The sequence below is a fragment of the Actinoplanes subglobosus genome (genome assembly GCF_042650585.1).
Lineage (GTDB): Bacteria > Actinomycetota > Actinomycetes > Mycobacteriales > Micromonosporaceae > Actinoplanes > Actinoplanes subglobosus.
In genome coordinates, this window is the sequence record NZ_JBHSBL010000040.1 from 18,862 (window position 1) to 41,188 (window position 22,327).

At 70.3% G+C, this 22,327-nt stretch carries 20 protein-coding genes; 11 read left to right on the forward strand and 9 right to left on the reverse strand.

Translation table 11 applies throughout. From position 1 onward, the window contains the following. Positions 1 to 27 precede the first annotated feature (27 nt). The 4 genes from ACFO0C_RS46995 to ACFO0C_RS47010 all read left to right on the forward strand — a co-directional run bounded on the left by ACFO0C_RS46995 (position 28) and on the right by ACFO0C_RS47010 (position 4,652). Positions 28 to 477, forward strand: coding sequence for a MarR family winged helix-turn-helix transcriptional regulator (locus ACFO0C_RS46995; RefSeq protein WP_378073397.1), 450 nt, complete (start codon positions 28 to 30; stop codon positions 475 to 477). Between the two features lie 78 nt (positions 478 to 555). After that, positions 556 to 3,015, forward strand: coding sequence for a rhamnogalacturonan lyase family protein (locus tag ACFO0C_RS47000; RefSeq protein ID WP_378073398.1), 2,460 nt, complete (start codon positions 556 to 558; stop codon positions 3,013 to 3,015). Positions 3,016 to 3,072: 57 nt separating this feature from the next. Continuing rightward, positions 3,073 to 4,260, forward strand: coding sequence for an extracellular solute-binding protein (locus ACFO0C_RS47005; RefSeq protein WP_378073399.1), 1,188 nt, complete (start codon positions 3,073 to 3,075; stop codon positions 4,258 to 4,260). Continuing rightward, positions 4,257 to 4,652 carry a hypothetical protein gene (locus tag ACFO0C_RS47010; protein ID WP_378073400.1) on the forward strand — a complete coding sequence of 132 codons (396 nt, stop codon included), beginning with the start codon at positions 4,257 to 4,259 and terminating at the stop codon, positions 4,650 to 4,652. Before ACFO0C_RS47005 ends, ACFO0C_RS47010 begins: the two co-directional genes overlap by 4 nt. Here the strand turns inward: ACFO0C_RS47010 and ACFO0C_RS47015 are convergent. Then, positions 4,642 to 5,070, reverse strand: coding sequence for a protein-tyrosine phosphatase family protein (locus ACFO0C_RS47015; RefSeq protein WP_378073401.1), 429 nt, complete (start codon positions 5,068 to 5,070; stop codon positions 4,642 to 4,644). The genes ACFO0C_RS47010 and ACFO0C_RS47015 overlap by 11 nt on opposite strands. 190 nt (positions 5,071 to 5,260) lie before the next feature. Here ACFO0C_RS47015 and argS point away from each other — a divergent pair, with 190 nt between their 5' ends. After that, positions 5,261 to 6,904 carry an arginine--tRNA ligase gene (gene argS / locus ACFO0C_RS47020; protein ID WP_378073402.1) on the forward strand — a complete coding sequence of 548 codons (1,644 nt, stop codon included), beginning with the start codon at positions 5,261 to 5,263 and terminating at the stop codon, positions 6,902 to 6,904. A 105-nt stretch (positions 6,905 to 7,009) separates the two neighbouring features. Next, positions 7,010 to 8,794 carry a bifunctional metallophosphatase/5'-nucleotidase gene (locus ACFO0C_RS47025; protein ID WP_378073403.1) on the forward strand — a complete coding sequence of 595 codons (1,785 nt, stop codon included), beginning with the start codon at positions 7,010 to 7,012 and terminating at the stop codon, positions 8,792 to 8,794. A 51-nt stretch (positions 8,795 to 8,845) separates the two neighbouring features. Here ACFO0C_RS47025 and ACFO0C_RS47030 read toward each other — a convergent pair whose 3' ends face one another. The 3 genes from ACFO0C_RS47030 to ACFO0C_RS47040 form a co-directional block, all read right to left on the reverse strand. After that, a complete protein-coding gene (locus tag ACFO0C_RS47030) occupies positions 8,846 to 9,562 on the reverse strand; it encodes a hypothetical protein (protein WP_378073404.1) in 717 nt (238 codons plus the stop codon). A 95-nt stretch (positions 9,563 to 9,657) separates the two neighbouring features. Further along, entirely contained in the window at positions 9,658 to 11,124 is a 1,467-nt protein-coding gene (locus tag ACFO0C_RS47035) for a serine/threonine-protein kinase (RefSeq protein WP_378073405.1), read from the reverse strand. A 106-nt stretch (positions 11,125 to 11,230) separates the two neighbouring features. After that, positions 11,231 to 11,608 (reverse strand): hypothetical protein, encoded by a 378-nt coding sequence (locus ACFO0C_RS47040; RefSeq protein WP_378073406.1) that lies wholly within the window; start codon positions 11,606 to 11,608, stop codon positions 11,231 to 11,233. Between the two features lie 289 nt (positions 11,609 to 11,897). On the opposite strand from ACFO0C_RS47040, the gene ACFO0C_RS47045 reads away from it, so the two are divergent. Then, the gene (locus tag ACFO0C_RS47045) at positions 11,898 to 12,242 is read left to right on the forward strand and encodes an STAS domain-containing protein (RefSeq protein ID WP_378073407.1); all 345 of its coding nucleotides are present in this window, start codon (positions 11,898 to 11,900) and stop codon (positions 12,240 to 12,242) included. A 7-nt stretch (positions 12,243 to 12,249) separates the two neighbouring features. Here ACFO0C_RS47045 and surE read toward each other — a convergent pair whose 3' ends face one another. Then, positions 12,250 to 13,086 carry a 5'/3'-nucleotidase SurE gene (gene surE, locus ACFO0C_RS47050; protein ID WP_378073408.1) on the reverse strand — a complete coding sequence of 279 codons (837 nt, stop codon included), beginning with the start codon at positions 13,084 to 13,086 and terminating at the stop codon, positions 12,250 to 12,252. Positions 13,087 to 13,121: 35 nt separating this feature from the next. Then, positions 13,122 to 14,063, reverse strand: coding sequence for a PfkB family carbohydrate kinase (locus ACFO0C_RS47055; RefSeq protein WP_378073409.1), 942 nt, complete (start codon positions 14,061 to 14,063; stop codon positions 13,122 to 13,124). 242 nt (positions 14,064 to 14,305) lie between these two features. Here ACFO0C_RS47055 and ACFO0C_RS47060 point away from each other — a divergent pair, with 242 nt between their 5' ends. After that, positions 14,306 to 15,232, forward strand: a complete 927-nt coding sequence (locus ACFO0C_RS47060; RefSeq protein ID WP_378073410.1) for an SMP-30/gluconolactonase/LRE family protein — start codon at positions 14,306 to 14,308, stop codon at positions 15,230 to 15,232. On the opposite strand, the gene ACFO0C_RS47065 is transcribed toward ACFO0C_RS47060, so the two are convergent. Together ACFO0C_RS47065 and ACFO0C_RS47070 are read right to left on the reverse strand one after the other, a co-directional pair. After that, positions 15,229 to 17,355, reverse strand: a complete 2,127-nt coding sequence (locus tag ACFO0C_RS47065) for a HelD family protein (protein ID WP_378073411.1) — start codon at positions 17,353 to 17,355, stop codon at positions 15,229 to 15,231. The two genes, ACFO0C_RS47060 and ACFO0C_RS47065, sit on opposite strands and share 4 nt — an antisense overlap. Positions 17,356 to 17,538: 183 nt before the next feature. Then, entirely contained in the window at positions 17,539 to 18,486 is a 948-nt protein-coding gene (locus tag ACFO0C_RS47070) for an alpha/beta fold hydrolase (protein WP_378073412.1), read from the reverse strand. Between the two features lie 180 nt (positions 18,487 to 18,666). Between ACFO0C_RS47070 and ACFO0C_RS47075 the strand changes: the two genes are divergently transcribed. Beyond that, entirely contained in the window at positions 18,667 to 19,284 is a 618-nt protein-coding gene (locus ACFO0C_RS47075) for a carbonic anhydrase (protein ID WP_378073413.1), read from the forward strand. A gap of 69 nt (positions 19,285 to 19,353) precedes the next feature. Here ACFO0C_RS47075 and ACFO0C_RS47080 read toward each other — a convergent pair whose 3' ends face one another. Further along, positions 19,354 to 19,680, reverse strand: a complete 327-nt coding sequence (locus tag ACFO0C_RS47080; protein WP_378073414.1) for a hypothetical protein — start codon at positions 19,678 to 19,680, stop codon at positions 19,354 to 19,356. 247 nt (positions 19,681 to 19,927) lie between these two features. On the opposite strand from ACFO0C_RS47080, the gene ACFO0C_RS47085 reads away from it, so the two are divergent. Continuing rightward, positions 19,928 to 20,419: a DUF3145 domain-containing protein gene (locus tag ACFO0C_RS47085; RefSeq protein WP_378073415.1), complete on the forward strand. Its 492-nt coding sequence runs from the start codon at positions 19,928 to 19,930 to the stop codon at positions 20,417 to 20,419. Between the two features lie 93 nt (positions 20,420 to 20,512). Next, positions 20,513 to 22,246: a glycoside hydrolase family 3 protein gene (locus ACFO0C_RS47090; RefSeq protein ID WP_378073416.1), complete on the forward strand. Its 1,734-nt coding sequence runs from the start codon at positions 20,513 to 20,515 to the stop codon at positions 22,244 to 22,246. Positions 22,247 to 22,327 lie beyond the last annotated feature (81 nt).

A 22,327-nucleotide genomic window follows, 5' to 3' on the forward strand; every position in this document is an offset into this window, starting at 1 on the left:
TGGTCCCCCTTCGGTAACATCCCGACGATGCGGGGATCCACGGACCTCATGTACCTGCTCACTCGTGCCGAGCGGCTGATGTCGCGCCGCGTGGCCGCCATCCTCGGCGCCGAGCGCTGCTCGATGGACGCCTGGCGGGTCGTCCGTGTGCTGGCCGACGGCCACGGCCACTTCATGACCGAGCTGTCCGAGCTCAGTTTCCTGCCGCCGGGCAGTCTCACCCGGTTGATCGACCACATGGTCGAGGAGAACCTGGTCTACCGCCGGGGCGACGACATCGACCGCCGGCGCATCCGGGTGCATCTGTCGGCTCGTGGCCGAGGCCTGCACGACCGCGTCGACGAGGAGATCCGGCAGATCATCGCCGAGTTGCCGGTCAGCCCCGAGTTGCTGGAGCATCTCGGCGTGCTGATCGCCGCCCTCGATGGGAGCGTGGCCACCGTCTCAATTTTGCAGCGCGGCAAAGCTCTCACCTGAGCCGACGCGGTCCGCTCGGCGCGGGTGATTCAAACTTCCGCAAACGTCGATACATACTCGTCCCCTACCTTCCGCGGCATGAAAGCGATCACCGCCGCCGTGGCCGGCCTCACACTGGCCGTCGGCCTCCTGGCGACACCGGCGCACGCCGGTTCCGAGAAGAGGCGCATCGTCGAGGACCTGGACCGCGGCCTGGTCGCCGTGCCCGCCCCGAACGGCGGCACCTTCCTGAGCTGGCGCCTGCTCGGCACCGAGTACGGCAACAACGTCGAGTTCAACGTCTACAAGGGTGCGACGAAGCTCAACCGCAAGCCTCTCGACGAGTCGACGAACTTCACCGACACCACTCCCGGCACCGGCGTCTACACCGTCCGGGCCGTCGTCAAGAACCGCGAGCAGGCGCCGAGCGGCCCGGCGATCACACCCGGTGACATCCCGTTGCTACCCGCCGTCAACTACTACGTGCACCACGCGTGGCCCGGCGACCTGGACGGGGACGGCCGCTACGAGATCGTCGTCTCCCGGCTGTCCTACGCCCTCGACCAGCCCAACTACCTCGAGGCGTACACCCTCGACGGGCGCAACCTGTGGCGGGTCGACCTCGGAGTCAACTCGTACGCCCGGGCCGGGGGCAACGCCGCCAACGACCCGCCGCTCGCCGCGATCAGCGGCTACGGCGAGGTGGCCGGCTACCGCAACGACGACAACGTGACGGTGTACGACCTGGACAGTGACGGCCGATCCGAGGTCTTCGTGAAGACCGCCAACGGGACCACGTTCGCCGACGGAGCGGTGATCCGGACGCCGGGCGCTCTGGACCAGTTCGTCTCGGTGATCGACGGCCGGACCGGTGTCGAGCGGGAGCGCGTCCCGGTCGCCGACGACTTCACGGCCGACGGCCCGTCCGGTGGCCAGTACGGCGTCGCCTACCTGGACGGCGTGCACCCCAGCCTGATCACCAAGCAGGTGGTCCGGATCGGGGCGAAGCGCGGCGACTTCCGGGTCCTCTTCGCGGCCTGGGACTTCAACGGCCGCGACCTGACCCGGAAGTGGAAGTTCGTCCGGGGAGCAGACCAGGGCACCAGTTTCCACCAGCTCCGGATCGTCGACGTCGACCAGGACGGCAAGGACGACATCGCGGACGGTAACTACGTCGTCAACAGTGACGGCACGTTCCGTTATGTCGTCGAGGGCTCGGTCCACGGCGACCGGTTCCACATCGGAGACCTCGATCCGAGCCGTCCCGGGCTGGAGGGGTATGCCATCCAGCAGACCGAGGGCGGGATCTTCACGAACTTCCCCTGGTACTACTACGACGCGGCGACCGGCGAGCGCCTGATCACCGGCTCGCATCCGGACGTCCCGCAGGACGCCACGCTCTGGGACGTCCCGCGCGGCACCACGGCCGACATCGACCCGGCTCACGACGGCTACGAGTTCTGGGCGGCCACCGCCAATGCCGATCTCCCCGGTGCCGGTGTGTGGAGCGTCGACGGCACGCGGATCGCGAAGACCACGCCGAGTGTCAACTTCCGCATCTGGTGGGACGGCGACAAGGGCTCCGAGCTGCTCGACAACACCTACGTCGAGAAGTGGAACCCCAAGAAACAGACGACCTCGAAGATCTTCGAGCCGTCCGGTGTGGTCTCGTCGTGGCGCAACGCGGTCCCGTTCTACGGCGACATCCTCGGCGACTGGCGCGAGGAGTACTTCGCCGAGACCGCCGACCACACCACGCTGCGGCTGTTCACCACGAACATCCCGACCAACGTCAAGCTCTACACCCTGGCCCACAACCCGGCCTACCGGCTGGGCTGGACGGTCCGCGGCTACCTGCAGTCCACGCTGCCCGACTTCTACCTCGGGTTCGGCAGCCGGCCCCCGGCCAAGCCGAAGATCACCACCGCGCGGCAGAGCGCCTGGTCGGTCATCGCCTACGACAACTTCGTCGACGACTCCGGCAAGTGGTCCTCCGAGCTGCAGAGCGGCGGCACCGTCCGGGCGAAGGACGGCGTCCTCGACATCGACGTGCCGAACGGCGCGACGGTCTGGCTGAAGCAGGAGATCGAGGGGCCGTACGAGATCGAGTTCACCGCCACGCCGGTGAGTGCGGGCGGGGCGAACGACAAGGTCACCGACCTGAACACGTTCTGGAACGCCCGCGACGTGCGATCACCGGCGGACATCTTCGCGACGACCCGCAACGGCGCCTTCGCACAGTACGACTACCTGAAGACCTACTACGTCGGTCAGGGCGCGAACCTGAACACCACGACCAGGTTCCGTAAGTACGTGGGAGAGCCCGGCAACCGTCCGCTGATCTACGACTACACGTCGCCACTGATCGAGGCGAACGTACCGGTGAAGGTCCGGATCCAGGTGAACGGTCAGCAGATCCGGTACTTCAGTGACGACCAGCTGGTCTTCGACTACACCGACCCGGACCCGTACCGCAGCGGCTGGTTCGCCTTCCGCACGGTGGCCAGCCACTTCCACATCGAGGACTTCACCATCTGGCGCCCACCGGTCACTCTCTGATCACATCGTGGTCCGGTGGGGCCGCCCACCGGGCCACGGTCCAGTAACGTGCATCACATGGCCCAGGTCTACTCGCGACGGTCGTTCATGGTCGGCGTGCTGAGTACCGGCCTGCTCTCCTCCGCCGCCGGATATGTCCTGACCCGCCGGGAGCCGGTCACCCTGACGCTCGCGACCGGCTCCGAGCCGACCGGCGGCGGCCGGAACCTGCTGATCACGCTCTGGAACGAACTGCATCCGGACATCACGATCGTGCCCCGGGAGATCAACAGCACCACCCAGGACCAGTTCGCCAAGTTCACCGAGAACCGCGCCGACATCTACAACCTCGACGTCATCCACATCCGCCGGTTCGCCGACGCCGGCCGGATCGCGCCGATCACCCCGCGCAACGACATCTCGCTACTCGACCCGGTGCGCCGGGCCTGCGAGATGGAGGACGGTTCGGGCCGGCTCTGGGCGATCCCGTTCAACAGCGACGTCGGCATGCTCTACCGGCGGGTCACCGACAAACGCGCCGCCGACCGCGAGCCGGAGCTGCGTGACGTCCTCGCCCTGGACGGGTTCATCGGGCAGCTCGACACGATCGGCGCGCAGACCGACGAGGCGTTCGTGATCAACGTGCTGGAGCACGCCCTCGCGCAGGACCCGCTGATCCTCGACCAGGACGGCGTCCTGTCGACCAGTCTCACCCAGTGGCAGGGCGCGCTGAAACCGCTGGCCGAGGCGATGCGGTCGGGCCGGATCAAGACCCGGACCAGCGAGGAGGACACGATCCGGGCCTTCCAGCAGGAGCATCTGCGTTACATGCGCAACTGGCCGGTCTGGTTCCCGGGCGTCGACCGGGAGGAGCGCGCCCGGCCGGACACCGCGGAGATCCGGCTGAGCCGCCTCCCGATCGGCATCCTCGGCGGCCAGAACCTCGCGGTCGCCGCCGACAGCCCGCACCGCGAGGCCGCCGAGCAGGTCATCCACTTCCTCACCGACACACCGGCGCAGAAGCTGCTGGCGACCTACGGGTTCGCGCCCACCGGCCTGGACGCCTACATCGACGCCCAGCTCAAGGAGACCGCGCCGCACCTGGCCATGGTCCGCGACGCCATAGAGGACGCCCGGCCACGGCCGATGACGGCCGGTTACGCCGAGTTCGCCGAGCGGTTCAAGGAGCACACGTACGCCTATCTGCACCGCGGCGAGCAACTCACCCAGCGGTTCGTGAACGACATCCAGGAGGCGCTGAAATGAGCTCGGGCCTGCAGGGCTGGCACATCCCGCTCTTCGTCACCGCCGCGATCCTGCTGCTCCAGCTGGTCGTCGACCAGGTCCTGAAACGCGTCTACGCCGACCGCAAGCCGAAACCACAGCCGCAGCCGGCCCGCCCGGAGGACGTCGAGCGGCAGCTCGCCGGCAAGCGCCTGCGGGTGGGCATCCTGGTGATGCTCGGCTGCATCGCGGTGCCGCTCTTCGCGGTCAGTTTCCTCGGCCCGAGCCTCGCCGACCAGCTGGCCGGTGCCACCGGGACCGGCCTCGGCGCCCTCACCCTCTGGCTGGCCTGGCAGACCCACCTCGAGTCCCGGCGTCTGAGCATCCACCTGGAGCAGATCTCGGCCACCCCACCGCCGCCGCCTAACTCGTGAAACGCTCGACGAACCGTTTCTGCCAGGGCGTCTCCACCGCCTGCCGGTGATAGTGCGCCCGCACGAACGCCACCGCCTCACCCGGCGGCACACCGTCGAGGACGGCCAGGCACGCCAGCGCGGTCCCGGTCCGCCCGATCCCTCCGGTGCAGGCGATCTCGACCCGCTCACCGTCCGCCCGGCGCAGGGCCTCTTTCAAGACCTCCGAGGTGTACGGCCGATCGCGCGGCAGCCAGAAGTCGGGCCACCGCACCCACCGGCTCTCCCACCCGAACTCGGGCGGCGCCGCACCCTGCAGGTAGATCCCGAGGTGCGGCGGGTGCCCGGTCGGCATCGCCCGGCGCAGCCCCCGCCCGCGGACCAGCCGTCCGGACGGCAGCCGCAGAATGCCCTCGCCGTCCTCGTCCCACCCGTTCATGGCCCCGATCGTGCCAGGCGGGCTATAGTCGCCGCATGTTCTGCTTCAGCGCCCCGTTCCCCGGTGCACGACGCCGGCGTCCTCACGGCCGCCGCTGAAGCATGCTTCCCACCCGGCGGGTCGACACCCGCCGGCGCTGGAGAAGGCACCGGTCCGACCCGTCTCGATCATCTATCGACGGAGTCGACCCATGAATCTCGAATCGCTTCTGCACGACCGGCTCGCCCCCGCCCTGCACGCGGTCGCCGGTCACCCGGTGGATCCGGCCGTCCGGGCCTCGCCGCACGCCGACTTCCAGTCCGGGGCGCCACTCGCGCTGGCCCGGGAGCTGGGCCGGCCGCCCCGGGAGATCGCCGCCGAGGTGGCCGCCGCCGCTGACCTGCACGGCATCGCCGAGATCGCCGTCTCCGGCCCGGGCTTCCTCAACCTCACCCTCACCAGCGACCTGATCAACGGCGCGCTGCGGGCCGCCGCGGCCGACGACCGGCTGGGCGTCCCGCCGGTCACCGGGCCGGAGCGGATCGTCGTCGACTACTCCGGCCCCAACGTGGCCAAGGAGATGCACGTCGGCCACCTGCGGTCGACGATCATCGGGGACGCGCTGGCCCGGACGTACGAGTGGCTGGGCCACGACGTGATCCGGGTCAACCACCTGGGCGACTGGGGGACCCCGTTCGGCATGCTCGTCGAGCACCTTGTCGACCTCGGCGGAGCCGGCGGCCACTCGATCGGCGACCTGACCGCGTTCTACCAGGAGGCCCGGGTCAAGTTCGACGGCGACGACGACTTCCGGACCCGGGCCCGGCTGCGGGTGGTGGCGCTGCAGTCCGGTGACCCGCTCTCCCGGGACCTGTGGCGGGAGCTGGTCGCCCAGTCCGAGCGGTACTTCCTGGACGTCTACGCCCGGCTCGGCGTCACGCTCGGCCCGGACGACTTCGCGGGCGAGAGCCGGTACCAGGACGATCTGGCCGGTGTGGTCGCCGACCTGACCGCCAAGGGCCTGCTGACCGAGAGCGACGGCGCCCTCTGCGCGTTCCCGGCCGGGTTCACCGGGCGGGACGGCGCCCCGCTGCCGCTGATCGTGCGGAAGGCCGACGGCGGCTTCGGGTACGCCGCGACCGACCTGGCCGCCGTCCGGCACCGGGTCGGGAAACTCGGCGCGGACCGGATGCTCTACGTGGTCGGCAGCCCGCAGCGGATCCATTTCCAGATGGTCTTCGCGGTCGCCCGGGAGGCCGGCTGGCTGCCCGGTGACGTGACCGCCGAGCACATCGGGTTCGGCTCGATCCTGGGCGCCGACGGCAGGATGCTGAAGACCCGGGCCGGCGACACGATCAAACTGGCCGAGCTGCTCGACGAGGCGACGGCCCGGGCCACCGAGCCGGCGATCGGCATCGGCGCGATCAAGTACGCGGATCTCTCCGGTGACCGGATGGGCGACTACGTCTTCGACTGGGACCGGATGCTGGCGAGCACCGGCAACACCGGCCCCTACCTGCAGTACGCCTACGCCCGGATCCAGTCGCTGTTCGGGAAGGCCGGCAGCGGCCCGGGCGAGGTGACGGTGACCGAGCCGGCCGAGCGGGCGCTGGCACTGGCCCTGCTCGGGTTCGAACCGGCGGTCCGGGCCGCCGCGGCCTCGGCCGAGCCGCACCGGCTCGCGGTCCACCTGCACGGCCTGGCCGCGGCGTTCTCGGTCTTCTGGGAACGGTGCCCGGTGCTGAAGGCCGCCGACGAGGTGCGGGCGAGCCGGCTCGGGCTGGCCGACCTCACCGCACGGACGCTCCACACCGGAATGTTTCTGCTGGGTATCGAGGCCCTCGAACAGATTTGATCTCCACGCAACCGGCCTTCCATCGACCGATCCCCTTACCGGCCGTTAGGGTGCAGTTTTCAGCGCCCACGAGGCGCCACCTGATCCGATGCTGAGAGGTCCGCAATGACCCATCCCACCGGCATTTCGCGGCGGACTGTCCTCGCCGCGTCCGCGGCCGGCGTCGCCGCGCCGTTGATGGTCTCCGAGGCGGCGCAGGCCGGCCACAAGGGCGGTGGCACGACCACCTACCGCCTGACCGTGCTGGGCACCTCCGACACCCACGGCAACGTCTACAACTGGGACTACTACAAGGACGCCGAGTACGACGACAGCGCCCACAACGACGTCGGCGTGGCCAAGCTGGCCGCTCTGGTGAACAAGCTGCGAGCCGAGGCGACCGGTCCGGTCCTGGTCCTGGACGCCGGCGACACCATCCAGGGCACCCCGCTGGCGACCTACTACGCCAAGCAGGAGCCGATCACCTCCACCGGTGAGAAGCACCCGATGGCACGGGCCATGAACGTGCTGCACTACGACGCCGTGACGCTCGGCAACCACGAGTTCAACTACGGCCTGCCGCTGCTGAACCTGTGGATCCGGCAGCTCGGGTTCCCGGCGCTCGCCGCGAACGCGATCAGCGTCAAGACCGGCAAGCCGGCGTTCACCCCGTACGTCATCAAGAAGGTGTCGCTCGGCCGGCACGCGCCGACGCTGCGCGTCGGCATCCTCGGTCTGACCAACCCGGGCTCGGCGATCTGGGACCGTGCGAACGTCGAAGGCAAGATCGAGTTCACCGACATGATCGCCACGGCGGCCAAGTGGGTGCCGATCATGCGGGCCCGGGGCGCCGACGTCGTGCTGATCTCCGCGCACGGCGGCGACAGCGGCACCTCCAGCTACGGCCCCGAGCTGCCCAACGAGAACCCGACCGCGCTCATCGCCGAGCAGGTGCCCGGCATCGACGCGATCCTCTTCGGGCACGCGCACCGCGAGGTCCCGCAGCGCTTCGTCACCAACCTGACGACCGGCGAGCAGGTGCTGCTCTCCGAGCCGTCCAAGTGGGGCCAGCGCCTGACGAAGATGGACTTCGACATCACCCGCGTCAAGGGCTGCTGGAAGATCACGTCGAAGGCCGCGGCCTCGCTGAACACCAACACCGTCGAGGCCGACCCCAAGGTCCTGGCCGTGGTGAAGAAGCAGCACGACAAGACCGTGACCTACGTCAACCAGGTCGTCGCCGCGTCCACCGTCGAGCTGTCCGCCGAGACCAGCCGCTACGAGGACACCCCGATCCTGGACTACATCAACCAGGTCCAGACCGACACCGTCACGGCGGCGCTGGCCGGTACCGAGTACGCGACGCTGCCGGTGCTGTCGATCGCCGCGCCGTTCAGCCGGACCGCGGTGTTCCCGCAGGGCGACGTGAAGATCAAGGACGTCGCCGGGCTCTACATCTACGACAACACCCTGGAGGCGGTCGTGCTGACCGGCGCCGAGGTGAAGGCGTACCTGGAGTACTCGGCGAAGTACTTCCTCACCCACGCGGTCGGTGCTCCGGTCGACCCGGCGACGATCAGCGACGCCGCCGTGCCGGACTACAACTACGACGTGTTCTCCGGCGTCGACTACGACATCGACATCAGCAAGCCGGTCGGCAGCCGGATCACCCGCCTGCAGATCGGCGGCGTGGATGTGGCCGCCGACGCGCGGTTCGTGGTCGCGGTCAACAACTACCGCCGTTCCGGCGGCGGCAGCTTCCCGGGCATCGTGAAGACCCAGGTCTACAACGCCCAGCAGGAGATCCGCCAGCTGCTGATCGACTGGGCGCAGGCGAAGGGCCGGATCGACCCGGCCGACTTCTCGGTGAAGAACTGGCAGCTCGTCCGCGAGGGCGTGCCGGTCTTCTGACGGCTTCCCCCGCAGCGGTGGGCCGGCCCGGTCGTCCGGGCCGGCCCACCGTCACTCCTTTTCCTTCCAGTTGCCCTCGGTGTCGGCGTCCACGAACATCCCGTTGCTCTTGCCGGTGGACAGCTCGAACGTGCACAGGTACGTGCGGACACCCTCGGCGTCCCGGTCGCTCTCCGACGTGCACTCGACCGCGGTGACCGCACCGAACTTCTTCGTGACCCGGCTGTCCGCGGCCAGTGACGTCTGGAGCTGCTCGGTCAGCCCCGACTCCTGGTGGTAGTGGTAGAGCGGGATCGCGGCATAACGGACCGCCACCGTCCAGAAGAGAGCCCCGGCCACCAGCGTGACGAGGAAGACGATCCAGTACGGCCGGCGGGCGCGACCGACCCGCTTGGCCTGCGACGACCGGCGCAGCACCGAGATGATGCCGAGCGCGCTGAGCAGGAACGTCCAGCCGGCCACCGGCCGCCACGACGGGGCCTCCGGCCGGTTCAGGTCGTGCACCTCACCGGGGAACCGGACCAGCAGCTGACCGTGCTTGTTCTCGGGGGAGCCGTAGGGCGCCACCGTCCCGCCGTACAGCGGCGCGGCGGGAGGGTCGGGTTCCGGCGGGACCGCCCAGGGCGGCGTGCCGGGCTGAGGTGCCGGCTCCGGCTCCGGTTGCACGGCCCACGGCGGCGCGCTCGGATAGTGCCCGGGCTCCGGCTGCCCGGTCCAGGGTGGCGCGCTCGGGTAGTGCCCCGGCTCCGGCGGAGTCTGGACTGTCATCGTGGTGCGACCCTCTTCCCGTAACGGCCCGGCTGGTTCTCCGTGCCGCCGGGACCATCGGCAGCGGGCCGCCCGAGTTGAGGGTTAGTTGTATTTCAGGTGCCGGCATCCGGCGGCGTGACCGGTGTGGTCGACGTCTCCGGGCTGGGGCTGGGGCTCGGGCTCTCGGTGGTCTTGCTGGGCGACGGCGACGGGCTCGGCGATGCCGAGGACACGCTCGGCGACGGCGATGCGCTGGCCGATGCGCTGGCCGACGGATTCTTCGTCCTGGTGGTCTTCGTCGGAGTGACGACGACCTCCTCCGACTCGGCCGGCGTCGGCTCGTCGCTGGGCAGCTCGGAGTCGACCGGGGCGGGCTCGTTGCCCCGCGGTGCCGTGTTGCCCTGGTCGCCCTTGGCTCCCGGCGGCGTCTCGTCCATCATCGCGAAGGCCACGCCGAGGCCGCCGGCCAGCACGAAGAGGCCGAGGATCGCGAACATCAGGACGCGCTGGATCGGGGACTGACCGGGCCGGGGCACCGGGAACGGCGCCGGCGCGGCGACGCTGCGCTGGGCCGGCAGGGCCTGCCGGGGCCCGGCCGGGCTGATCGGGGCGGTCGGGTGCTGGCCACCGGGGTAGCCGGTGACCGGGTAGGCGCCGCTGGGGTAGCGGGCCGCGGGGTAGGCCCCGGTGCCGACGCGGGCCGGGCTGACCGGGGCGTTCATCGATGTGCCGGTCAGCCGTTTCCAGTCGATCGGCCCGGCCACCGCGAACGCCGCCTCGGCGAACTCGGCCGCGCTCTGGAACCGGTCGGCCGGCTGCTTGGCCATCGCCCGGGCGATCAGGTCCTGGACCTCGTAGGGCACGTGATCGGGCAGCGGGTCGGGATCGTCCTCCAGGTGGCGCAGTGCCACCTGGAGCGCGTTGTCGCCGTCGAACGGCGGCCGGCCGGCGATGCAGTGATAGGCCACCGCGCCCAGGGCGTAGATGTCGGTGGCCGGCGTCAGATTGCCCTTGGCCACCTGCTCCGGCGCCATGTAGAGCGCCGTGCCGACGATCGCGTTGAGACCGGTGACGCTGGTCATCGCGTTGGACCGGGCCACACCGAAGTCGACCAGGATCACCGCGCCGGTCGGTTTGACGATCAGGTTGCCGGGCTTGACGTCGCGGTGGACGATCCCGTTCTCGTGGGCGGCGTGCAGCGCGTCGGCCGCCTGCGCCACGATCGCCATCGTCTCGGCGACCCCCAGCGGGCCCTCCTTGACCCGGCTGGAGAGCGGGTTGCCCTCCACATACGCCATCACCAGATAGGCGACCTGCTCGGGGCCCTCGTAGTCACCGTCGCTGGCGTAGTCGTAGACCTCGACGACGCCCGGGTGCCGGAACGCGGCCATCATCCGGGCCTCGCCGTAGAAGCGGGCGGCGAACTCCGGGTCCTCCAGCATCGCGGTCCGCAGCACCTTCACGGCGACGGTGCGGCCGAGCACGACATCGGTGCCGCGCCAGACGTCACCCATGCCGCCGGTCGCGACGCGGTCGTCCAACCGGTAGCGGTTGTCCAGGAGGCTTCCTGCACTGAGCACCAGCGGACCTTATCTGTAGGAGTTCAAGCCGAATGCCGCTCAACTGTACAGAGCCTGGGCTCAACATGGGAGAGCAGCAAGGGCCTGCGAGAACGCCTCCGGACGGTCAGTGGTCGTCGTACGTAGGGGTGACCACGACCGCCGTCTCGGCCAGCTCGATCTCCTCGTTCTCGGCCTGCCGCTCGATCGCCGCGCGGGCCGCGCTCGCCGCCGCCCAGCCGAGGGCCGCGCCGATCAGGCCGACGGCGGCGATCAGCGCCCACGGGCGGCGCGGACGGCGCCCGGCCAGCGCGTCGGCGGCCGCCGCGGCCCGCGTCATCGCCTCGTCGGTGACCGATGTCACGCGGTCGCCGGCCTGCGAGGCGAGCCGCCGGCTCCGGCGCCCGGCCCGGCCGGCGCTGTCACCAGCCGTGCTCAGGGCGCTGGAGAGGTGCTCCCAGGCCTCCTCGGCCGTCCGTTCGGCCCGGTTCTTCTTCGCGAACATCGTCCGTCACCTCCAGCGCACTGTCTTCCGGATGTTTCCCGCCCATGGTGCCCGCAAACGTCCGGTGTGGACGCCATCACGGTTCGAAAACGATTTGACGGCCCGCAGTATTGTTGACCAGGTTCACACGGACCACTCAGGTGACTAACAGGTTCGGGGCCTAACCTTTCGGTCAGTTTCACCGAACCTCTCGGGGGTAACCCTCGCCGCCCTGACCAGGGGCAGCGCTGCGGCCGCCCGCGTATAGAAGGAAAAGCACCCGGATCTGCCGGGTGGGTGGAGGGAAGACGTGACGCTGTCGATAACGACGTCGACGCTGGCTGACGGCGCGGTGGAGGTGTCCCCGCGAGGCGAGATCGATGTCGAGAACGCGTACGAGATCCGTGAGGCCGTGGCGGCGCAGCTGTCCGCCGGATCGCCCGTCCGGATCGAGCTCAACATGCGGCACGTGACCTTCATCGACTCGGTGGGCATCAGTGCTCTGGTCGCCGCGTTCCAGCTGGCCGGCGTCAGCGATGTCAAGCTGGTCGTGACGCGGCCCAGCCGTTTCGCGCACCGGCAGCTCTGGGTGACCGGCCTGCTCGGTCTCTTCGGCAACCCACAGCCCTTCGACGAGGAGACGGTCACCGCCTGACCCCGTCTCAGTAAGCCGGGCTCTGCACCAGGACGCCCTCGACGTTGATCCGGATGCTCTGGTCCTCATGAGGCGCCCGGATCGGCGTGACGACGGCGAAGTTCTCGGCGAGAGCGGCCAGGTCGGTGCCGGCGTCCAGGTTCTCCTCGGCGGCCTGCACCGCCGTCCGGACGTAACCGTCACCCGCCTCGGCGATACTCATCTGCACCTGGCCGAAACGGGCCAGCGACGCCTGCCGCAGCCCGCGGATGCCGTCGACGTGCAGGTCGGGGACGTTGAGGTTGAAGACGGTCCCCGGTGGCGTGTGCAGCAGCGACGGCAGCAGCTTGATCGCCATCTCGGCGCCGCTGATCCAGTGGTGCTGCTCGTCGTCGATCTTGTCGAGGGCGGCGATGGCGGCCCCGCCGCTGGACGCACTGGCCGCCGCGGGGGTGAGCACGTCCAGCGAGACGGCCAGCCCGTGCAGGCCGGCGTGCGCCGCGGTGAGGCAGGCGCCGACGGTCCCGGAGTGCACCACCGCCGCCCCGGCGTTGGCGCCCCGGTTGATGCCGGAGAGCACGATGTCCGGGGCCGGTCCGAAGGCGTCCCGCAGCGCCAGCAGGACGATGTAGGCGGGCGACGCGGCCACTCCGAAGGCCGGGATGTTCCGGCAGCCCGCCAGCTCCCGTGCCTCGGAGACGATCTTGCCGTCCTGGACGACGGCGGTCATCGAGGCGCTGGCACCACTCGACTCGCTCAGCGGCGCCGCCACCACCACCTCGTATCCCGCGTGCGCGGCGACACGGGCCAGGGTGCGGATGCCCGGGGACTCGATGCCGTCGTCGTTGGTGATCAGGATTCGCATTCGCTGGTGATTGCCCGCGGTGGGGGTCATGATGCCTATGCCTTCTCGATCGGGGTCAGCCGGACCCTCTCGGTGAGGACCCGGACCGCATCGACGTGCCCGGTGCCCAGCCCGTGGCGGGTGACGTTGAGGGCACCCGCCGCCGCGCCGGTCCGGACCGCCTCGTCCATCGGGCCGCCGTTGGCGAGGGTGGCCGCGACCCCGGCGGTCATCGAGTCGCCGGCGCCACGGTGCTCGGCCGGGGTGAGCCGGGGCAGCGCGACCGTGTAGATCTCCTCGTTGAAGAGCGCCAGAGCGCCCATGTCGGCCCGGGAGACCAGCACCGTCTCGGCGCCCGCCTCGTGCAACTGGACCAGTGCCTTGGTCAGGGCTCCGGTGCTGCCGTCCGGGGCCATACCGTCGGCGATCAGCTCCTCGTGGCTGATCTTCAGCACCGAGATCCCGGCTTCCAGGACCGCGGCCAGGTGGCGGCTGCACAGGTCGGCGATGACCTGACAGCCGTTGGAGCGCAGATCGGCCGCGAGCCGGCCGTACACCTCCGGTTTGATCACCGAGGGGTGTGCGGGGCCGCTGAGGATCGCGATGCCGGCCCGCAGCCCCTCGGCGAGGGTCAGGTTGTAGAGCTCGTCGAGCTCATGGCGGGAGAGCGGGCTGCCGGGCCGTTCAGCGATCTCCTGCCGGCTGCCGCCGCGGCGATCGTGCACGTACCATCCACTGCCGTGCTCACGCCGGACCAGCCGCAGGGTCACGCCCGGCAGCTCGCCGAGCAGTGGGGCCAGCACGCGCCCCACCTCGCCGCCTGCCGCGGTGCAGAGCGTCACCTGCGCCCCGAGCACCGTGATCATCCGGGTCTGCCAGATGCCTTGGCCGCCGGGGTGAACGTGCAGTTCCGGCTCGTCGTGGTGTTGTTCGATGGTCACCGTCAGCTGTGGGGCCGGCGCGAAGACCATGACACGCCCGTCACTCATGTCTCGCATTGTTATCTTTTTGCGCATCCGGCGTGGCGGTTCGCAAAAAGTACAGATGCCGTTTAAAGCTCGAACACCGCTATCCATCACCAACCGATCGCCGGCTCGGCCTGAGGGGTGGTGCGATCCAGCTTAAGGCGCGCCGATGCCGAGGCCGAGCGCCCGGACGTGCAGATCGCGCAATCGGTTGTGTCCGCCTTTCCGGGCGATGAGAATCTTGATGCCCCGTTCTGCATAGGAAAGGAAGTTTCGTGCTTCGCCGTACCCTTGCGAACGTTCTCTGCCTCACCGCCGTGGCGGTGACCGTCTCCGCCGTGCCCGCCGCGGCCGCGTCACCCGCTCCACCGCCCACCGCCATCACCCTGCCCGACGGCTTCCAGCCCGAGGGCATCGCGATCGGCGACAAGCCGTACGCCTACTTCGGCTCCCGCGTCGACGGCGACATCTATCGCGCCGACCTGCGCACCGGAACCGGCGCCACGTTCAGCCAGGGCCCGGGGACCGCCTCGCTGGGCCTCAAGATCGACGACGGCCGGCTCTTCGTGGCCGGCGGCGCGGGCGGCGACGCCCGGGTGATCGACCTGCGCACCGGCACGGTCCTGAAGTCCTATCAGCTGCGGCCGCCGGCGGACGGCCCGTTCATCAACGACGTCGTCGTCACCGAGGACGCCGCCTGGTTCACCGACTCGCGCAGCCTCACCCTGTTCAAGCTGCCCTTCGGCCGGCACGGCAAGCTGCCCGGGGCGGCCGTCGCGGTGCCGCTCACCGGCGACATCCAGCTGCAGACCGGCAACAACGCCAACGGCATCAGCACCACACCGGACGGCCGGGCGCTGATCATCGTCCAGTCGAACACCGGATTCCTCTTCCGGGTCACGACGGCCGGTGTCACCTCGCGGATCGACGTCGGCGACACGCTCGTGACCAACGGCGACGGGCTGTGGCTGCGTGGCCGCGACCTCTACGTGGTGCAGAACCGGCTCAACCAGATCGCCGAGATCAGGCTGAACCGGTCCGGGACGGCCGGTTCCCTCACCGGCACGACCACCGACGCGTCCTTCGACGTGCCGACCACCATCGCCGAGTTCCGCGGGCGCTTCTACCTGCCGAACGCCCGCTTCACCACACCGCCGACCCCGGAGACCACCTACAACGCGGTCTCCGTGCCGATCCCCTAGTCGTTCGGCAGCCAGCCGGGGTTCGTGCCCACCGTGGTCAGGCGCTGCGTCGCCCGCGACAACGCCACGTACAGGGTGCGGACCCCGGCCGGGTCGGTCGCGATCTGCGACGGCTCGACCAGGACCACCGAGTCGTACTCCATACCCTTGGCCTCCAGCGCGGTCACCACCTGCACCCGCTCCGGCAGCCCGGCCACCCAGCCGGCCACCTCGTCCCGGCGGGGCACCGGCATGATCAGGCCGATCGTGCCATCCACCTCGGCGAGCTGCTTCTCGGCCAGCTCACGGACCGTTTCCGGCAGGGCGCCGGCGGTGGAGACGACGTCGGCCGGCGCGACGCCGGTGCTGCGCACCGCTGAGGGCAACGGCAGATCGGGCATGATGGTACGGATGACCCGAGCCGCCACCTCGAAGATCTCCGACGAGTTCCGATAGTTCGTGGTGAGCGCGTAACTGTTGCGCTTGCGGCTGCCCAGCGCCCGGTCACGGGACCGGTCGAGCTCCGCCGGGTCACCCGACCATGCGGTCTGCGCCGGGTCGCCGACGATCGTCCACGACGCGTAGGAGCCACGCCGCCCGATCATCCGCCACTGCATCGGCGACACGTCCTGCGACTCGTCGACGACGACGTGCGCGTACTCCCGGTAGTCCTCCTCGCGCTGCACCTGCTGGGCACGGGCCGCGGCCTGCCGGTCGGCGTAGGTGCTGACCTCCTGGATCCCGTCGCGCACGTGGAACGGGTTCGTCGTCTTCCGCTGCGCCTGCCGGGGGCGGCCCATCAGCTCGTCCAGCTCGTCCAGCAGCGCCACGTCGGCGATCGTCGGCCCGTGCTCGGCCAGCGCGTCGAACGAGCCCTGGAGGGTGGCGATCTCGTCGCGGGAGAGCACGCCGTTCGCGTACGCCCGGAGCCGTCTCGGGTCGGCCAGCCAGCGCAGCACCCGCATCGGCGTGAACCGCGGCCACCACTCCTTCAGGAACTCCCGGAAGTCGTTGCGGTCGGCCAGCTCCGACTCGAACTCGCGCTTCTCCGGCAGCCGTACCTTCGCGTCCCGGGCCTGCGCCCACAGGGCGTCGAAGAGCCGGTCGAAGCCGCGTCCGCGCACCTCGTTGCGGCGTGCGCCGTTGGGCAGCGCCGCGCGGCGGATCCGGTCCAGCTCGTTGGCGCCCAGCCGCAGCAGCGTGCCGCGGTAGAGCAGCTTCAACTCGGTCGGGCCGCCCGGCACCGCGTCGTGCGAGGCCCGCTCCAGCACCCGCCGCATCCGCAGCGAGCCCTTGATCGACGCCACGTCGCCCGGGTCGACCCGGGTGGCGTTCCAGCCCGGCACCAGCGTGCCCAGCGACCGCAGCGTGGCGGTCTCCTCGCCCAGCGACGGCAGGACGGTCGCGATGTACTCCACGAAGACGCCGGACGGGCCGACGACCAGGATGCCGCCGCCGGCGAACCGGCTGCGGTCGGAGTAGAGCAGATAGGCCGCCCGGTGCAGAGCGACGGCGGTCTTGCCGGTGCCCGGGCCGCCGGTGACGATCGTCACGCCGGAGGCGGGGGAGCGGATCGCGTCGTCCTGCTCGCGCTGGATGGTGGCGACGATGTCGCGCATCCCGCGGCCGGTCGCCTTGGCCAGGCTGGCCAGCAGGGCGCCGTCGCCGACCACCCGCATGCCCTCGGGTGCCGAATCCGGGTCGAGCAGGTCGTCCTCGATGCCGGTGACCCTCTCCCGGCTCGACTGGATCATCCGGCGCCGCACCACGCCGAGCGGGTCGGCCGGGGTGGCCCGGTAGAACGCCGCCGCGGCCGGTGCGCGCCAGTCGACGACCAGCGGTTTCGCGTTGTCGTCGCGGATGCCCATCCGGCCGACGTAGTGGGTGGCCCCGGTCTTCAGATCGAGGCGGCCGAAGACCAGGCCCTCGTGCTCGGCGTCCAGCGCGTGCCGGCGGCGGGCCTGATGGAAGACCATCGCGTCCCGCTCCACCAGGGCGCCGAACGTGCCGACTCCGGCGAGCTGATAGCCCTCCTTCTCGGCCCGGGAAGCGTCCCGCCGCAGCTCCGTGAGACGGGCGTAGACCCGGTCCACGTGCTCCTGCTCGACCGCGATCTCCTGCTCCAGGACGGTGGTGTCGCTCAAGTCCGCTGTTCTCCCTCTCGTGGCGCACCACCACACGCGCGGAGGCGCTCGCGCGAAGGGGGCAATCGAACTTACTCCTGCCCGTGCGCCCGCGTCGAACGAGCCCGGCGGTCACGCAGAAGTTCGAACTTCCCAGGATCGTCGCCGAATCACTGCGAGGTGTGCATTTCCCCGGAAAACGACTCACGCCGCCTTACGGCAGTGGGCCTGTCCGATGGTGGGCTTGATCGGCCGCCGGCCCTTCCTCGCCCGCCGGGCCGCCCGGCGCACCAGCGTGATCAGAGCCGCGGACACCTCCTCCGGCCGCTCCAGCGGCAGCATGTGACCCGCACCCGGCACCACGGTCAGCTCGGCACCGGGCAGGGCCGCGGCGATCGACTCGGCACAGGCCGGCGGGGTCAGCCGGTCCCGGGAGCCGACCAGCACGGCCGCCGGCAGGTCGCCCAGCCCGGCCAGCGTCTCCAGGCGCAGCTGGGTGCCGATCGACTCGCGGAACCCGCCGATCGACCGCAGCGGCGCCCGGCCCAGCCCTCCCATGGTCAGTGTCATCGCCTCGTCGCCGCACTCGTCGCCGAAGAGCAGCCACCGCAGCGCCGGGCGCAGGGCGGGCAGCACCACCCGGTGCGGGCGCCAGGCCCCGGAACGGGCGAGCAGGCCGGCGCCCAGGGTCTCGCCGGCCCGCAGCAGCGCGGTCAGCTGGTCGGGCAGGCCGTACCGGGTGTGGGTGTGGCCCTCGGCCGTCGTCGAGACCAGCAGCAGGCCCTTCACCCGGTCGGCGAACTCGTCCGGATGGCGGTGCGCATACTCCATGATCGTCATGCCGCCCATCGAGTGCCCGGCCAGTACGACCGGGCCCGATGGCGCGTAGTGGCGGATCACCTCGGCCATGTCGTCGCCGAGCTGGGCCAGGGTGGCCGACCGCAGATGGGTGGTGCCGGACCGGCCGTGACCGCGGGTGTCGAAGGCGATCACCCGCGGCGCCTTGTGTCCCATCTCGCCGAGCGCGGCGATCTGCCGCCGCCAGGTGCGGCGGTCCTGGCACCAGCCGTGCGAGAGCACCACGGTGACCGGTGCGTCCACCGGACCGGTGACGGAGACGTACAGTCGGACGCCGTCGGCGAGAGTGAGCATGGGTACCTCCGTGATGGCCACGGTCCCCGCAGTACCCGCGGGTAATAAGCATCACTCGTGATCTGAAGTATTACCAGCATGTTTCGGTGGGACTTTTGACATGGGCCCACAGCCCTGTCGAGACAGTGAGTTACCTCGCAAACACTTCTCCCCAGGGCCGGGGCAGCGAAAATCCCTAACATGACGGCAACTCGTGACGCCCAGGTCAGTACGCCCTCCGCTGCCATGAGCGAACTCATCGCCGGTAACAAGCGTTTCGTCTACGGCCGCCCGCGGTACGGCCACGACGTCGCGCAGGCAGCCGCCACCGCGAACGGGCAGAAGCCGCACTCGCTGGTGCTCGGCTGCATCGACTCCCGGGTTCCGCTCGAGGCGATCTTCGACCAGACCTTCGGCTCGATCTGCGTCGCCCGCTCCGGCGCGCACGTGCTGGACCGCTCGCTGATCGGTTCGATCAACTTCGCGGTGGCCGAGCTGGGGGTCTCGCTCGTGCTCGTGGTCGGCCACAAGCGCTGCGGGGCGGTCCACGCCACCGTCGAGGCGCTGCGGGCCGGTGCCCGGCCCGGCGCTGACGTGGGCTACGTCGGCTACCTGGTCGACGAGCTGGCACCGGCGGTGCAGGCGGTGGGCCTCGACGACGAGGACACCGACGAGAAGGCGGTCCGCGAGCACGTGAGCCGGACGGTCGACCGGCTGCGGGACGTGCCGGAGCTGGCCCACGAGATCGCGGAGGGCCGGATCAAGGTCGCCGGTGCCGTCTACGACCTGGACAGCGGGTGGGTCGAGTTCCTGCCGTGATCCACTGATCATGCAAAAAAGCGCCTCCCGGCCGAAACCGGGAGGCGCTTTCCGTTGTCGTGCGGCGACTCAGCCCTCGAACACGCCGGCGTCGACGAGACGCTTCTCGGTGGCGGCCCAGCCGTGCTCCGGGTTCTTCTCGTGCAGGGTGACCAGCTCGGCGCGGATCTTGGCACCGTGGCCGGCGCCGGTCAGCACCCGGATCTCCTCGACGAAGGCCTCGGAGTCGGTCTTGAGGTGCGCGGTCTTGCCGTTGGTCAGGTTGCGCACGTAGGCGAAGCGGCCGTCGGCGAGCGGGATCAGGTACTTGTACTCCCCGAGCACGCTGAGGGCGCCACCGCTGCCCTGGCCGGCGCGGACTGATGCGCGGGCGGTCTTTGAAGTGTTGCTCGCCACGGCGGAACTCCTTGAAGGAAAGCTTGGGGCAGAAAGAAAAAAGGCCGTGGCAACTCTACACGACGTCCCCTCGACCATACCGTCGGAGCAGGTAAGGCCGTTGGGCAGGGTATGCCACTACGGCAGCTCCCATAGTCGATGTTGCGGATTCTCTGGCGCACCATCCGTACCAACCGGCATCATGGGACACGATCAACCGCGGTCGAGGTCGTAGGGGAAGACGCACCTCGGTCTCCGGGAGGTCACCGTGCCAACGTGTGGCGTCGTATACGTCCACTCGACCCCACTCGCCGTGTGCCAGCATGTCGAGTGGGCGATCGCGCGCGTCCTGACAGCGCCGGTCAACCTGCAATGGACCGTGCAACCGGTCGATCCCAGCGTGCGCCGAGCCGAGTGCAGCTGGACCGGCCGTGCCGGGACTGGCGCCGAGCTGGCTGCTGCCCTGCGACAGTGGCCCATGATCCGATTCGAGGTAACCGAGGAACCCAGTCCGGGTGTCGACGGGGAACGGTTCATGCACGTTCCCGGTCGAGGGCTGTTCCACGGGGTCATGGGCGCTTCGGGCGACATCCAGATCGGCGAGGACCGGCTGCGCGCCATCATGACCTCGGCCCGCGCGCCCGAGGCGCTGTCGCATGCGCTGGAGAAGGCGCTCGGCACCGCCTGGGACGTGGAGCTCGAGCCCTATCGCTATGCCGGTGACGGCGCCCCGGTGACGCTGCTCACCCGGGTCGGCTGACACACACCTTCGGCTGACGGGGCAAATCCCCCTGAAGCGTGCCCAAGGCGCGGTGGCGGGGCGAACTGGCGACGTTTGCCGTGAACTGGTTCGATGGCGATCGTGAGAAATCTGGCGCGTGCTCTGGTCGTACCCCTGCTGCTGGCTCTGGGGGCGTGCGGCGACGAGCCGGAACCGGCGGCAGCCCCGCCGGCCACCGCCGCGCCCGGCCCGTCCTCGCCGGTGCCGGAGAGCGCGTCGGCCGCGCCACCCGCCGACCCCGCCGCGCGGGCCGCCGAGATCGTGGCCCGCCTCAGCGACGAGGATCTGGCCGGCCAGGTGCTGATGCCGTATGCCTACGGCAGTTCGGCCACCGAGGTCGACGAGGACAACGCCCGCGCCAACCAGGGCCTGGCCGGGGTGAACACGCCCGCCGAGATGATCGCGAAATACCGCCTCGGCGGCATGATCCTGGTCGGCTTCACCGTCGACGACCCGACCAGCAAGACCAACCCCACGACCAACGTGGAGAACCCGGAACAGGTCCGCGAACTCACCGCCGGCCTCCGGGACGCCGCGCTGAAACTGCCGGCCTCCGCGCCCCTGATGATCGGGATGGACCAGGAGTACGGCACGGTGACCCGGGTCACCGAGGGCGTGACGATCCTCCCGTCCGCGATGGCGTTCGGCGCCGCCGCCCGCCCCGACCTCACCGAGGCGGCCTGGCGCGCGGCCGGCCAGGAGATCGCCGCGATGGGCGTCACCGTCGACTTCGCGCCCGTCGCCGACACCCTCAACACCAACGGCGGCGGCGTGATCGGCTCCCGCTCCTTCGGCAGCGACCCGAAAGCCAACGCCGAGCAGGTCGCCGCGGCCGTCCGGGGCCTCCAGTCGGCGGGCGTCGCCGCCTCCCTCAAACACTTCCCCGGCCACGGCCACACCACCGCCGACAGCCACGACGAACTGCCCGTCATCGGTCAGGACCGCAAGCGCTGGGAGCAGCAGGACCTGCCGCCGTTCCGCTCCGGCGTCGACGCGGGAGCCGGCGTGGTCATGTCCGGCCACCTCAACCTGCAGTCCGTCGACAAGGGGGTGGCCGCCACCTTCTCTCACAAGATCATGACGGACGTGCTGCGCGGCCAGCTCAAGTTCACCGGCGTCGCCGTCACCGACGCGATGAACATGGCCCCCGCCAAGAAGTGGCCGGCCGGAGAGGCGGCGGTCCGCGCCCTCAACGCCGGCAACGACATGCTGCTCATGCCGCCGGACATCGGTGCCGCCCGCGACGGCATCCTCGCCGGCCTGAAGGACGGCAGCCTCAAACGGGAACGCCTCACCGAAGCCGTCACCCGCATCCTCACCCTCAAGTTCCGCACCGCGCAGACCCCACAGCCGGAACTCTCCGTGATCGGCTCACCCGCCCATCAACAGGCAGTGACCGCCCTGGACGCCGCCGCCGTGACGGTCCTCCGTGGCCGCTGCACCGGAGCCCTCGCCGACGGCCCGGTGTCGGTCTTCGCCCCCGCCAATCGCGAGGTGGCCCGGGTCAACCTGGTCAAGGCGCTCCAGGAGGCCGGGGTGCAGGTCCAGACGTCGGGCGGTGCGGTCATCCGTCTCGTCGGCTACGGCGACCAGCGGGTCGACCTCGACGACAGCGCGGCGATCACCGTCATGATGGACTCGCCCGGCCTCCTCGCCCAGGCGACTACACCGACACTCGTCGCCACATACTCGTCCAGCAAGCTGTCACTCACCGCGCTCGCGGCCGTCATCGCCGGCAAGGCGAAGGCCCCCGGCCGGTCACCCATCGCGGTCGGCAAGCTGCCCCGGAGCGCTTGCGCGAAATAGCCGCAGCGGTACGGCCACCCACCCCACAACCACACCACCCCTCCCGGACTACCGCGCGACGCCGGCGGCCCGTCCGGACCG